This window comes from Williamsia herbipolensis, from assembly GCF_036153515.1.
GTDB classification, from domain to species: domain Bacteria; phylum Actinomycetota; class Actinomycetes; order Mycobacteriales; family Mycobacteriaceae; genus Williamsia_A; species Williamsia_A herbipolensis.
On the sequence record NZ_CP108021.1, the window covers coordinates 4,070,513 to 4,083,702 of the forward strand.

Annotated in this window: 13 protein-coding genes; 7 read left to right on the plus strand and 6 right to left on the minus strand. The window is 69.4% G+C overall.

Annotated elements, in window-relative coordinates:
* Nucleotides 1-7 precede the first annotated feature (7 nt).
* On the minus strand, nucleotides 8-1,540 hold the full coding sequence (locus tag OG579_RS18945; protein ID WP_328857199.1) for a hypothetical protein: 1,533 nt from the start codon (nucleotides 1,538-1,540) through the stop codon (nucleotides 8-10).
* A gap of 173 nt (nucleotides 1,541-1,713) precedes the next feature.
* Here OG579_RS18945 and OG579_RS18950 point away from each other — a divergent pair, with 173 nt between their 5' ends.
* The 4 genes from OG579_RS18950 to kynU all read left to right on the plus strand — a co-directional run bounded on the left by OG579_RS18950 (nucleotide 1,714) and on the right by kynU (nucleotide 6,322).
* Nucleotides 1,714-2,718, plus strand: coding sequence for an aldo/keto reductase family protein (locus OG579_RS18950; RefSeq protein WP_328857200.1), 1,005 nt, complete (start codon nucleotides 1,714-1,716; stop codon nucleotides 2,716-2,718).
* Between the two features lie 46 nt (nucleotides 2,719-2,764).
* On the plus strand, nucleotides 2,765-4,015 hold the full coding sequence (locus OG579_RS18955) for an FAD-binding domain-containing protein (protein WP_328857201.1): 1,251 nt from the start codon (nucleotides 2,765-2,767) through the stop codon (nucleotides 4,013-4,015).
* Between the two features lie 92 nt (nucleotides 4,016-4,107).
* Nucleotides 4,108-4,974 (plus strand): ParA family protein, encoded by an 867-nt coding sequence (locus OG579_RS18960; RefSeq protein WP_328857202.1) that lies wholly within the window; start codon nucleotides 4,108-4,110, stop codon nucleotides 4,972-4,974.
* Nucleotides 4,975-5,086: 112 nt separating this feature from the next.
* Complete coding sequence (kynU, locus tag OG579_RS18965) at nucleotides 5,087-6,322, plus strand: kynureninase (RefSeq protein ID WP_328857203.1); 1,236 nt, start codon at nucleotides 5,087-5,089, stop codon at nucleotides 6,320-6,322.
* On the opposite strand, the gene OG579_RS18970 is transcribed toward kynU, so the two are convergent.
* On the minus strand, nucleotides 6,319-7,032 hold the full coding sequence (locus OG579_RS18970; RefSeq protein WP_328857204.1) for an alpha/beta hydrolase: 714 nt from the start codon (nucleotides 7,030-7,032) through the stop codon (nucleotides 6,319-6,321). The two genes, kynU and OG579_RS18970, sit on opposite strands and share 4 nt — an antisense overlap.
* Before the next feature lie 76 nt (nucleotides 7,033-7,108).
* Here OG579_RS18970 and OG579_RS18975 point away from each other — a divergent pair, with 76 nt between their 5' ends.
* Complete coding sequence (locus OG579_RS18975) at nucleotides 7,109-8,101, plus strand: NAD-dependent epimerase/dehydratase family protein (RefSeq protein WP_328857205.1); 993 nt, start codon at nucleotides 7,109-7,111, stop codon at nucleotides 8,099-8,101.
* A 21-nt stretch (nucleotides 8,102-8,122) separates the two neighbouring features.
* On the opposite strand, the gene OG579_RS18980 is transcribed toward OG579_RS18975, so the two are convergent.
* Nucleotides 8,123-8,542 (minus strand): nitroreductase/quinone reductase family protein, encoded by a 420-nt coding sequence (locus OG579_RS18980; protein ID WP_045820795.1) that lies wholly within the window; start codon nucleotides 8,540-8,542, stop codon nucleotides 8,123-8,125.
* 85 nt (nucleotides 8,543-8,627) lie between these two features.
* Between OG579_RS18980 and OG579_RS18985 the strand changes: the two genes are divergently transcribed.
* Complete coding sequence (locus OG579_RS18985) at nucleotides 8,628-9,938, plus strand: uracil-xanthine permease family protein (RefSeq protein WP_328857206.1); 1,311 nt, start codon at nucleotides 8,628-8,630, stop codon at nucleotides 9,936-9,938.
* A gap of 101 nt (nucleotides 9,939-10,039) precedes the next feature.
* On the plus strand, nucleotides 10,040-10,615 hold the full coding sequence (locus OG579_RS18990) for a GNAT family N-acetyltransferase (RefSeq protein ID WP_328857207.1): 576 nt from the start codon (nucleotides 10,040-10,042) through the stop codon (nucleotides 10,613-10,615).
* Nucleotides 10,616-10,624: 9 nt separating this feature from the next.
* On the opposite strand, the gene OG579_RS18995 is transcribed toward OG579_RS18990, so the two are convergent.
* From OG579_RS18995 to OG579_RS19005, 3 genes are read right to left on the minus strand one after another with little or no spacing between them, the layout of a single operon-like run.
* Complete coding sequence (locus tag OG579_RS18995) at nucleotides 10,625-11,152, minus strand: hypothetical protein (RefSeq protein ID WP_328857208.1); 528 nt, start codon at nucleotides 11,150-11,152, stop codon at nucleotides 10,625-10,627.
* A complete protein-coding gene (locus OG579_RS19000) occupies nucleotides 11,149-12,861 on the minus strand; it encodes an alpha/beta hydrolase (protein ID WP_328857209.1) in 1,713 nt (570 codons plus the stop codon). The genes OG579_RS18995 and OG579_RS19000 overlap by 4 nt, the downstream gene beginning before the upstream one ends.
* Before the next feature lie 6 nt (nucleotides 12,862-12,867).
* Complete coding sequence (locus OG579_RS19005; protein ID WP_328857210.1) at nucleotides 12,868-13,176, minus strand: hypothetical protein; 309 nt, start codon at nucleotides 13,174-13,176, stop codon at nucleotides 12,868-12,870.
* Nucleotides 13,177-13,190: the final 14 nt, after the last annotated feature.

Here is a 13,190-nt window from a genome sequence, read left to right on the forward strand (position 1 = left end):
TCGGTGCTCAGTGGACGCCGACGACCACCACGTCGGCATCGACGGGAGCATTGCGTCGGTAGAGATCGGTGATCCGGACCGCGAAACGATCGTCGGTCACGAACGGACCGTCGGCGGTGTAGACGAACGAACCGTCCTCGCACACCGACACCGTGCCGTGTCGAGGGTCGCGCGACAGCTCGTGATGGACGCCGGAGTCGAGCAGGCCGCCGAGCACGGTGCCCGTCACCGTCCGCGTCAGCACCGTCACGCCGTCGGCCCCCGCGCAGTAGAGGGTGTCGCCGTCGGGGGCGACGACCACACATCGGGGCCGTGCGCCGGCGCGCACCGTCACCGCACCGGTGCGCTCGCCATCGATGTCGATCACGGTGACGGTCTCGTCGAGGGCGTTGACGATGACCACCGATCGCTGATCGGCGGCGAACGCCGGGGCGCCGTGTCCGGGTGCGATCGCGACGATGTTCCGCGTCATGAGGGTCGCGGCGTCGAGGACGACGAGCCGGTCGCCGTTCCCGCGGTGATCGGAGCCGACGTCGAGGAGCGCGAGGCGGCGACCGTCGGCCGACATGGCGACACCGCCGATCACGCCGCGCGCGCTGAAGCGGTGGGTCGGTAGCGGCGCGTGCATCGGCGACTCGATGAGCTGCACGGTGCACGCCGCACCGTCGTGGGCGATCACGTACAGCCGGGAGTCGTCGGGCGAGAGCAGGACATCGCGCACCGCCCCGAGCTCGTCGAGGTTCACCAGGGTGCGGGTCGTCGCGGTGTCGATCACCTCGATCTCCCCTCCGCCGGTCGCGACGACGAGACGCGATCCGTCCGACGACACCGCGAGCCGGATGGGATCGTCGATCCACAGCGAATCGAGGATCTCGCCGGAGCGCGTGTCCAGAACGTCGACACAGTTGCTCCCGGCGATCGCGGCGTACAGCCGTGGCCGGAGGGGATCGACGACGATGGCGGCGGCCGGACCGGTGAGGTCGAACGTCTCCACGACGCGACACGACATCGCGTCGACGACCATCGCGACGGCGGCGTCGGGCGAGATCGCATACAGCCGTTCGCGGTCGGGACTCGACACGAGGGCGCACGGGGTGTGCGGCAGGGGGATCGTCGCGCTCGAGGTGTTCGCGCTGGTCGCCACCTCCGGCGCAGACGACCCGGTGCCGACGGGGACCACCACGGCGATTCGGCGCGCGGTGCCGCTGCGCTCGCTGCCGGTCACCACGAAGGTGTCGTGGGTCGGTCCGCCGGTCGCCGCGGCCCGGAGTGCGGCGCGAGTCGGGGCGTAGCGGAACTCCGTGGCCCCGATGACGGTCGCCCGGCCGTGACGGGGCAGTACCGTCATCCGGTGTCGCACCGAGACGGGATCGGTGTCGTCGATGTAGAGGTGCCCGCTGATCGCCGCACCGCCCGCGGTCAGCGGGTGGCCGACCCGCAACGCGCGCCCGGCCCACCGTCGCAGCGTGTCGCTCTGCTCATCACGGTCCACAGGTCGGCGGCCACCGACCTCGCTGTCCTGCATCTCCCGCTGGCTCATCCCCACCACCTCGCTCTCGAGGCCCGATGGTCGCGAACGAGTGCAAATATTTTGTAAGAGTCGCAGGTCACACCCATGCCCTCGGGCTCTCCGGGCCGCGCGCCTACAGTCGTGTGGACGGCGAACCGTGTCAGGAGACCGGTGGGCACGAACGACGAGGAGTGTGTGGAGCGATGGCGTATCGGTACCTGGGCAACAGCGGCCTGAAGATCTCCGAGATCACCTACGGCAACTGGCTGACCCACGGTTCGCAGGTGGAGAACGACATGGCCGAGAAGTGTGTGCGCGCCGCACTCGACGCCGGCATCACCACCTTCGACACCGCCGACGTCTATGCCAACGGTGCCGCGGAGACGGTGCTCGGTCAGGCGCTGGCCGGGGAGCGTCGCGAGGGGCTGGAGATCTTCACCAAGGTCTACTTCCCGGTGGGCGAACGCGGTCCCAACGACACCGGTCTCTCGCGCAAGCACATCTCCGAGGGCATCGACGCGTCCCTGCGTCGCCTCGGCACCGACTACGTCGACCTCTACCAGGCCCACCGGTACGACCACGAGACGCCGCTCGAGGAGACGATCCAGGCGTTCGCCGACGTCGTCCGGTCGGGCAAGGCCCTCTACATCGGGGTGTCGGAGTGGACCGCAGAGCAGCTGCGGGAAGGCCAGCGGCTCGCCCGCGAGGCCGGCTTCTCGATCATCTCCAACCAGCCGCAGTACTCCGCGCTGTGGCGCGTCATCGAGGAGAAGGTGGTGCCGACGTCGGAGGAGCTCGGCATCTCGCAGATCGTGTGGTCGCCGATCGCCCAGGGCGTGCTCACCGGCAAGTACAAGCCGGGCCAGGCCCCGCCGGCCGGGTCGCGCGCCACCGACGACAAGGGTGGCGATCAGATGATCAAGCGCTACCTCGACGACTCGGTGCTGACCGACGTCGCGAAGCTCGAACCGATCGCCGCCGATCTCGGCATCACGATGGCGCAGCTCGCCGTCGCGTGGGTGCTGGCCAACGACAACGTCGCCGCGGCCCTCGTCGGCGCCTCGAGGCCCGAGCAGATCAGCGAGAACGTGAAGGCATCCGAGGTCACCCTCGACGCCGATGTGCTCACGAAGATCGACGAGGCGTTGTCGGGCAGCATCATCCGCGACGCGTCGCTGACCAAGAGCCCCGAGAAGCGCCTCGTCTGACGTCACCGCCGAGGCGGTGTCGGCGGCCGTGGCTACTGTCGATGACATGGCCCTGATACCGACTCCGCCGGCGCCCACGGGCACCGACGACCACAGCGCGACGATCGCCTGGGTCGCCGAGCATCTCGGTGATCTGGCCCGTGAGGACCCGACCGACATCGCCGCCGGCGCGTTCACCGGAGGCCAGACCGCGGCCGACGTCGCGCTGGCGTCGCTCGACATCACAGGCTACGCGCGCGACCGCAACACCGTGCTGCCCGTGGGGCGTCGAGGTGCGAGCCGGATGTCGCCCTACATCCGCCACGGGCTGTTGTCGCTGCGCGAGGTGTGGGACGCGGTGTCCGACGCATCGGGCCGCGACAAGAGCAAGTACCGCGACGAACTCCTGTGGCAGGAGTACGCCCGACACCTCTACGCCCGCGTCGGAACCGAGCTGGGGGAGTCGCTGCGCTACGAGCAACCCCGACGCCCGGTGGCGCCGGAGGATCGGCCGTTCGGCGGGGACCCCTGGCCCACCGAGATGAACTGCATGTCGGCGACGCTCGACGAGCTGCACGACGACGGCTGGCTGGTGAACCAGACCCGCATGTGGATGGCGTCGCAGTGGACGGTGCGGGTCGGGGCGACGTGGCGCGAGGGTGAGGACGAGATGTTCGCCCACCTGCTCGACGGGTCGCGCGCGGCCAACCGGCTCGGCTGGCAGTGGACCGTCGGGACCGGTTCGGGCAAGCCCTACGGGTTCAGTCGCTGGCAGGTGCAGAAACGATCGCCGTCGCTGTGCGGCGAGTGCGCGCTGAACGCCGACTGTCCCATCGAGGACTGGCCGCCGAGCGACCACGGTGCACCTCTCGACGGGCCGTATCTCGGTGCCTCCGACATCCCCACCGGACCCACCGAGGTCGACGGTGCGGGCGCCGACCAGGTCTGGTTGACCGCGGAATCGTTGGGACACAACGACCCCGCTCTCGCCGCCGACCCCGACCGGCCCGCGGTGTTCGTGTTCGACGAGCCCCTGCTCCGACGGTTGCGGCTGTCCGGGAAGCGGCTGGTCTTCCTCGCCGAATGCCTCGGCGACATCGCTGCCGGCCGCGAGGTGGAGGTGCGCCGAGGTGTCGTCGCCGACGAACTCGACGGTCGCTCGCTGGCCGCCACGTGGGCGCCCGTACCCGGCTTCGGCCGCATCTCCGCGCAGGTCACGCCGGTGGAGCTGCACCCGTGGCCGTGGCTGGTGACGCCGCGGCGGGCGCCGGTCCGGTCGTTCAGCGCGTGGCGCAAGGCGGTCGGCACGCCGCGGTGAATTCGCGCGTCCGGTCGCCGTGGTGGCGATCTGCTCCCTAGTCTCATCGGTATGCGCGCACCGCGGACACCGGCCCCGGCTGGGGTGCGCGCGTGACCGCGGTGATCGCGACCATCAGCCTCAAGGGCGGGGTCGGCAAGACGACTGTGACCGCCGGGGTCGCGGAGTTCCTGGCCGGTGAGTTCGGACGCAGCGTGTTGCTCGTCGATCTCGACTCGCAGATCAACCTCACCACCATGTTCCTCGGCGACGCGCGGTGGCTCGCACTGAACTCCGCCGGGCACACCCTGGCGACCCTGTTCGCCGACGCCGTCGACGGCACCGCCGAGTTCTCGCTCGAGAACACCCGCCAGCGAGGAGTGTCCACGGTCCGCGGGGTCGGCGGCATCGACCTCATCCCGTCGTCCCTCGACCTCATCGAGGTGACCGAGGAGGTCAGCGCGATGCGGGTGCGTACCGACGACACCCTGGCCGGGGTGTCGGCGTTGCGGGATGCCCTGGCGCCCATCACGAATGACTACGACATCGTCCTCATCGACTGTCCGCCCAACATGGGGCCGATCACCCTCAACGGCCTCGCCATGGCCGATGCCTACATCATCCCGACCATCCCGGATGTGCTGTCCACCTACGGTATCCCGCAGGTGCAGACCTACATCGGCCGTTTCGGCGACGAGATCGGCCGTCGCCTCGTCGAACTCGGTGTCGTGATCACGAAGTACAAGGCCAACTCCGCGGTCCATCGCGACACGGTGACGCGGCTGCGTCGCGACCCGTCGATCCAGAACGTGCTGCCCGGCTACCTCGGCGAGGCCAATGCGATCGCCGCGGCGGCGGCGTTCGCCGAGTACCCGACCCTGCGCGCGAAGTACGGCCGCACCCAGTTCGACCAATTCCGCGAACTCGCCGGCACCATCCTCATCGAGGCGACCGCCAAGATCCCCGCAGCCACACCCTGACCCGCCCCACCCCACCCCACCCCGCCAGTTGGGCACGTAACGACCGCAGTTGGGCACGTAACGACCGCAGTTGGGCAGATACACCCCGCAGTTGGGCACGTAACCTCGTCGGGTGGGCACCACATCACGATCGACCGCGCAGAATCAAGCCGCCGACCTCGATGCTGCGGACTCGCTGCGCCCGCATCTCGATCGATTCGTCACCGGCGGCGACGTGCAGGCCTACCTCGACGGCAACTCGCTGGGACGCCCCCTGCGGGTGACGGCCGAACGGATGCGCGCCTTCGTCGACGAGGCGTGGGGCACCCGACTCATCCGGGGCTGGGACGAGGGGTGGTTCGATCTGCCGCTGCGACTGGGTGATCGGATCGGCGCGGTCACCCTCGGTGCGGCTGCGGGACAGACCGTCGTCGCGGATTCGACGACCGTCCTGCTCTACAAACTGATCCGCGCGGCCCTGGCGCTGCGTCCCGGCCGCACCGAGATCGTCGTCGACCGCGGCAACTTCCCCACCGACCGCTACCTCGCCGAGGGCATCGCCGCCGAGACCGGCGCGACACTGCGCTGGATCGACCCGGACCACGACGCCGGGGTCACCGTCGACCTCCTCGCGCCGGTGCTCGGCGATCAGACGGCGTTGGTCCTGCTCAGCCACGTCGCCTACCGTTCGGGGCACCTCCTCGACGCCGCGGCGATCACTGATGCCGCGCACGCCCATGGAGCGCTGGTCCTGCTCGATGTCTGCCACTCCGCCGGGGCCCTGCCGATCCACCTCGACAAGTGGGGCGTCGATCTCGCCGTGGGCTGCACCTACAAGTACCTCAACGGTGGGCCGGGCTCGCCGGCCTTCGCCTATGTCGCGCACCGACACCTCGCCGACATCACCCAGCCCATCTGGGGATGGATGGGTGCGGCCGCATCGTTTGAGATGGGACAGGGTTACGTTGCCGCGCAGGGTGTTCGACGCCTCCTGAGCGGGACACCGCCGGTAGTCGCGATGCAGCCGATGATCGACATGCTCGACCTCATCGACGAGGCCGGTGTCGATGCGATCCGCGAGAAGTCGACGGCGCTCACCGGATTCGCGATCGCCCTCGTCGACGAACGCCTCACCGACCACGGCGTCACCGTCGCGACACCACGCGACCCCGACCGTCGCGGCGGCCACGTCACCATCGACCACCCCGAGTCGCAACACATCACGGCACGACTGTGGGAGCAGGGCATCATCCCGGACTTCCGACGCCCCAGCGGGATCCGACTCGGACTGAGTCCGCTCAGCACCTCGTTCACCGATGTGGTGACCGGCGTCGAGGCGATCGTCGCGGAGCTCGAGAAGCCGGCCTAGCGCGGTAGCGCCCGCTCGATCGCGGCCAGGGTCATCGCCCAGAGGCGCGTGGTCGGGTCGATGATCGCGAAGTGGTCACCGGGCGCGGTCACGGCCGTCACCTCGTCGCCGGCGGCGGTCGCCGCCTGCACGTAGTCGGCGCTGATGTCGATCAGGTTCGGGTCGTCGTCGGTGCCGCACGCGACCACCTGTGTCACCCCGAGCGGGAGTCGGTGCCGCGGCGACGACGCCACGTCGTCGGCGGCCTTCGGATCGAAGCGATGCCCCAGCGCGTTCTGCACCGCGCCGTCACCCATCCGCCGCTCGTCGGCCGTCTCCAGGTCGATCACCCCGGCCAACGACACCCCGAGCACCGGGCGATCGGTGTCGGCGGCGACCCGCAGGGCCAGCTGGCCGCCGGCCGAATGTCCGATCACCGCGACCGGACCGGTGGCCTCGACGGCATCGAGCGCGGCCGCGACATCAGCGGTGGTCGCCGCCCACCCGTTCTCGTCGGGCCGGCGGTATTCGATGTTCCACACCGCCACCCCCGTGTCGGCGAGCGCATCGGCCAGGGGATCCATGAGGTCGAGCCGGTACTTCGAACGCCAGTAGCCGCCGTGGATCAACACCGCGGTCCAGCGGGGATCGGCCGGGGGCGTGCGGACCGCGATGTGCTGGTCGGCGTGATCGCCGTAGGAGACGGTGCGGTGGGTGACGTCGGTGCTCATGGGTTCGAGTGTGCCCGAGCCGGGCGTTCGACCGAAGTGCCCCGGGCCCCCGGGTCATCCGTGCCACGATGGGCGAATGGGATTGACGGTGGCGGTGACAGGTCCGACAGGTGAGATCGGTATCTCGGCGGTGACGGCTCTCGAGGCCGATCCGAAGGTCGACCGGATCCTCGGGATGGCGCGACGACCGTTCGACCCGGCCGAGCACGGATGGACGAAAACCGAGTACCGACAGGGCGACATCCTCGATCGCGACGCCGTCGACGCGCTCGTCGCCGACGCCGACGTCGTGATCCATCTGGCGTTCATCGTCATCGGTTCGCGCGAGGAGGCCGAGCGCATCAACCTCGCGGGCACGCGCGCCGTGTTCTCGGCGACCATCGACGCGAAGCGCCCGACGCGGATGGTCTACACCTCCTCGGTCGCGGCGTACGGCTATCACGCCGACAACCCGTTGCCGCTCACCGAGGAGACCCCGATCCGGGGGACCAAGGAGCACTACTACTCCGCGCAGAAGGCGCAGTGCGAGGAGGCGATCGCCGATCTCGTGGCCGGCACCGACCTCGAGCTGTTCATGCTGCGGCCCTGCATCGTCGCGGGCCCGAAGGCGCCCGCGCTCGCGAACGCGATGCCGTGGAACATGTTGCCGGGCATAGCGACCTCGGCGATCAACGCCGTTCCCGGACTGAAGGTTCCGTTCCCCGATCACGGTGTGCCGGTGCAGCTGGTCCACCACGACGACGTGGCCGCCGCGATCGCGTTGAGCGCCACCACCGACGCACCGGCCGGCGCCTACAACATCGCCGGTGACGGCACGGTCAGCCTCACCGAGATCGTCGACGCGCTCGGCGGCCGACCGGTCCCGGTGCCGTCGTCGGCGGTGAAGATCGCGGCCGAGGCGGTCAAACGCCTGCCGTTCATGCCGTCGTTCTTCGAGTGGATCCACATCGGTCGCACGTCGGTCGTCATGGACACCAGCAAGGCCCGCGACGTCCTTGGCTGGACCCCGCAGTTCTCGGCGAAGGACACCCTCGAGGCGCTGGCCTACGCCCGCAAGTCCGCGGAGTAACCGAGGCGAGCTCGATGCGCCTCAGGCGCGGGTGATGCGGAAGATCGGGAACTTCCGGCCCTCGGCGGTCTTGGTGTAGTCGGCGAAGCCCGACGAGGCGTCGGTGAACTTCTTCCAGTCGGCGTCCCATTCGTCGTCTCCGACCTCGGTGACGTCGACGGTGATGGTGGCGACCTTCCCGTCGGCCGGGATCTCCATCTCGATCCGCGGGTTCGCCCGCAGGTTGTGCACCCACGCCGGGTGCTTCACCGCGCCGGCGGCGGAACCGACGATGAGCCAGCTGTCGTTCTCGCTCAGCGCGAACAGCGGGTTGAGGCGGATGTCGCCGCTCTTGGCGCCGATGGAGTGCAGCACCACGAGGTTGTCGCCGAACCCGGCGGTCTCGACGTGCCCGTTGTTCTCGCGGAATTCGTTGATGATCATCTCGTTGAAGTCGGTCATGAACTCATCATGACAACTGCGGGTGCCCGCGGGTGGGCGTTCGCTTTACGCGCGGATGACCGGCCGATGGCCCAGACTGTTCGTCATGTCAGACTCAGATCCCTCGTTCGCGTCGTCCTTCCGGTGGACGAAGGTCGCGGGCACCGACGCCGTCGTCGCCCCCGGTGACCGGCTCACCTGGCCGCGCACGGTGAGCATCGGCCTACAGCACGTGGTCGCGATGTTCGGTGCCACGTTCCTCGTGCCCGTCCTCACCGGGTTCCCGCCGGCCACCACGCTGCTGTTCTCCGGCATCGGCACGATCCTGTTCCTGCTGATCACCCGCAACCGCCTGCCGAGTTACCTCGGGTCGAGCTTCGCGATCATCGCGCCGGTCACCGCGGCGACGGCGTCGGACGGCAAGGGATCGGCACTCGGCGGCCTGGTGATGGTCGGCATCCTGCTGGTCGTGATCGGCGTCATCGTGCACGTCGCGGGTATCCGCTGGATCGAGATGCTGATGCCGCCGATCATCACCGGCACCATCGTCGCGGTCATCGGCCTCAACCTCGCGCCCACCGCGAAGACGAACTACGAGAAGGACGCGCTCACCGCGACCGTGGTGCTGGTCCTCCTGATCGCGGTGCTCGTCTTGTTCAAGGGCCTCGTGGGTCGTCTCGCCATCTTCGCGTGCGTGGTGCTCGGCTACCTGTTGGCGCTGGCGCGCGGCAAGGTCGAGACCGATGCTATCGGCGCCGCGAGCTGGGTCGGTTTCCCCGACTTCACCACCCCCACACTGCATCTGACGGTGCTGCCGTTGTTCATCCCGGTCGTGCTGGTGCTCGTGGTGGAGAACATCGGTCACGTGAAGTCGATCCAGACGATGACCGGGATCGACTACGACAAGCAGATCGGTCGCGCGCTCGCCGCCGACGGCATCGCCACCGTCCTCGCCGGCAGCGGCGGCGGTTCGGCGACCACCACCTACGCCGAGAACATCGGCGTGATGGCCGCGACGAAGGTCTACTCGACGGCCGCATACTGGATCGCCGGCATCGCCGCGGTGCTGCTCGGACTGTCGCCGAAGGTGGGCGCGGTCATCGCGTCGATCCCGCCGGGCGTGCTCGGCGGCGTCACCACCGCGCTCTACGGCCTCGTCGGCATCCTCGGTGTCAACATCTGGGTCAGCAACCGCGTCGACTTCTCCAAGCCGATCAACCAGTTCACCGCGGCCATCCCGCTGGTCATCGGTATCGCCGACTTCAGCTGGACCATCGGCGATCTCAGCTTCGGCGGCATCGCCCTCGGTGCCGTCGCCGCATTGGTCATCTTCCACGCCATGCGCATCATCGGCGGCTGGCGTGGAACGGTCATCGGGCACGACGAACCGGCCGCCTCAGAGCGCGCCGCCCACTAGCCCGGTCACCAGCACGACGACCGGCGGGACGAGAAGGAACCCGCAGACCGGATGCGCGGAAACCACTCGCCCGGGATGCCGGCATCGCCGATCCTGGATGCATGACATGGGAGACGCATCCGGTCACGCCCGATCGGTTCGAGGATTTCGCCGACGTGATCAACCCGAATCGGCGCGCGAATCACTGTTGGTGTCTGTCGCATCGGATCCGGTTGCGCGAGATCGAGGAGCTCGGCGAGGGTAGTCGTGAACAGGCGATGCGGCGGCTCACCGAACGCGAGCATCCGCCCGGCGTGGTCGCCTATCGCAACGGGGTCCCCGTGGGGTGGTGCAACATCGGGCCCCGGTCGGAGATCACGCGGCTGGTGAACAGCAAGCTCATCCGGCCGGTCGACGACGTCCCGGTGTGGAGCATCGTGTGCGTCGTGGTGCGGGGTGGTCACCGCAAGCAGGGGGTGTCGGGCCAGGTGATCGACGGTGCCGTCGAGTACGCACGACGGTCGGGAGCCCCTGCGGTGGAGGCCTATCCGGTCGATCCTTCCGGTCGGATGGACACGACGATGGCGTTCGTCGGCACGCGGACGATGTTCGCGGCCGCCGGTTTCGAGGTGATCGGCGAGACCGATGCGGTGGCGTCGAAGATGCCGCGGCTCGTCATGCGCCGCGACCTCACCTGAGGCGGGCGCTCAGGGCTGACCGGTGATCGTTCGCGGCCACTGCATCGTGCGATCGAGCTGCGTCTTGGGGAAGCAGGGCGAGCTGATCGACACCGGGACCGTGTCGGGGTTGGCGAGCACGTTCACGGTGTAACCGTCGAATCCGGTGCCGTCGATGACGCCGCGGCCACTGCTGGTGACCGTCCATCCCGCGGCGGTCAGCGCGTCGGCGGTCGCGGTACGTGCGCGTGCGGCATCGGTGTCGGCGGGCAGCAGCACCCACATCGCGAACTGCCAGCGGTAGGGCTGGTCGGGATCGTCGTCGTTTCCGTTGCAGGGCGCCGGATTCGGGGTCTGCTCGGAGTCGGGGAGACCGGGCAGCTCCACGGTGAGCGTGGCGCCCGGCCACGACAGCCCGTCGGCGAGTTCCTGGAATCGCGTGATGATCTGCTGGTGTGCCTCGTCGTTGGTGACCATCGGGGAGTTCCCTTCGTCGGTGCATGCGGTGAGCGTGCCGAGACACACGACCAGCGAGGCGATGCTGCGCCACAGCGTCATTCGGTCTCGTCTCCTCGCCCGGTCATGATGAGCGCCATGTTCGTCAGGGCCTGGTTCTGGGTGCCGTCGGGGTGGGTGTCCCAGTAGGCGCTGTGGTCGCTCAGGCGCGGGTGGTTGCTGTGGTCGGAGGTGAATCGCTGGGCACCGAACTCGGGGTTGTTCGGACTGATGCCGTGGATGCCCTCGGTGAGCCCGATCGGGTCGGTGGTCGCGGTGCTCGCGTACACGTGCTGCGCCATGTCCGATCGCGCGACACCGGTCAGCGACAGGTCGTCGGGCGAGTTCGGGCCGCCGATGCCGGGACTGGCGAGGAACACCAGGTCGTCAGCGTCGAGGGTGTGTCCCTCCGACGAGGCCTCGCCCACCACCACGGTGCCGTAGCTGTGGCCCAGCACCGTGTTGTGCGAGGCGGTGGCGCCCTCGTGGGTGGCGCGCAGCCCGTCCTGGAAGGAGTCGAGGGGCCCGGCCGCGCCGGCGGCCGACGCCGGACCCGCCGCGGCGCCGAGTCCCTGGGGTGCGTCGTAGCCGTACCAGGCGACCACCGAGGTCGCAGCGCGCGGATCGGCGCGTTCGGCCGCACCCACCATGGTCTGCGCGCGGTCGATGCCGCCGCCGATGTTGCCCAGGTTCGAGCCGGTGCCCGGAACGTAGGTGGTCACATTCGCGGCGGTGTCGGGGTTGTTGACCGCCACCGCGCCGCGTCCGCGATCGTCGACCTGCAGCAGGAACCGCGGGTTCGAGCCGGTCGGGTCGTCGAGTGCCGTCTCCAGACCGGTGAGGGCCCGGTACCTCGCGGTGACCTTCGCGTACTCGTCCTCACGTCGACCGTCGGTGACGTAGCCGCCGGGACCGGGTGCGGCGGTCACCTTCCCGTCCTTGATGTAGGGGTGCGCAGCGATATAGTCGTCGACCTTCGCGCGCTCGGCGATCTCCATCTCGGCGAGGTGGCGGCGGTTGAAGTGGTCGCGATCGGCCGCCGGTATCCCGTCCCGATTGCCCACCGATCGATCGGCGTTCCACAGCGCCGCCTTCTCGTTCGCGGTCAACGTGTCCCAGAAGGCGTTGAGCGCCTTCGGGGCCGACGGCAGCGACGCGCGGCCGTCGACGATCGCCGAGACCTCCGGGCGCACCGGCACCGACGTCGTCGCACGGTCGGCGGCCTGACCGAGCGCGGCGAGTGCGGCCTCGACCTGTCGTGCCAGGTCGGCGTCGGCCTGCCCGGCGGTCGCGAGCGCCGCCATCAGATCCTGCTGGTGCACAGCGGCATTCGTCGAAGCGATGGTCGCCGCCACGGTATCGTCGGAGCCGGCCGGCACGTCGACGGGACGCCCCGGACGGGCATCGGCGGGCGGGGTCACCGTCCCGTTGTCGGCGACCAGATAACCGCCACCGGTGATCGAGTCGGCGAGCGACCGGGCAACCTCACACGAGCGGACGAACGTGGGGCCGAGGCGATGGATGTCGTCGGCGATGTCGAGGATCGCGATCCCGAGTCGGTTGCTGAACTGTTTCTCCGCATCGGCCTGCGCCGATGACGCGCGCGCCGCGTCGCCCTGCCAGCTCTGCGACACCGCGTCGACGTCGCGCAGGAGGTTGTTCATCACGGCGTCGAAGGCGTCGACCGTCGCATCGATCTGTGCGGCCGTGTCGGTGAGTGCCGAACCCTGCGTGCTCCACGCGCGCACCTGCGACACCGTCGGACTGCTCATCGGTGGCTAAGGCTCCATGTTCAGCGTTGCGCGGATACTGGCCGCATACGTGTCGTCGGCGAGGCCCACCGTTTCGGCCGCCGTGCGGTTGGCGTCGGCCAGCGCGTCGACCCGTGCCGCCACCTCGGCCAACGCGGCCTCCACGGCCGTCTCGGCGCGAGCACACACCGCCTCGACGTCCGACCCGGCCAACCCGGAGATCGTTGCGCTGAAGGCCTTTCCGACGTCGAGACCACGAATCGTCGAGGCGCTGTCGTGTTGCTTGCCCGCCAGCGCGCGGATGGCGTCGAGGTCGGCCTTCATCACGTCGGACACGGGGCGCACTCCTC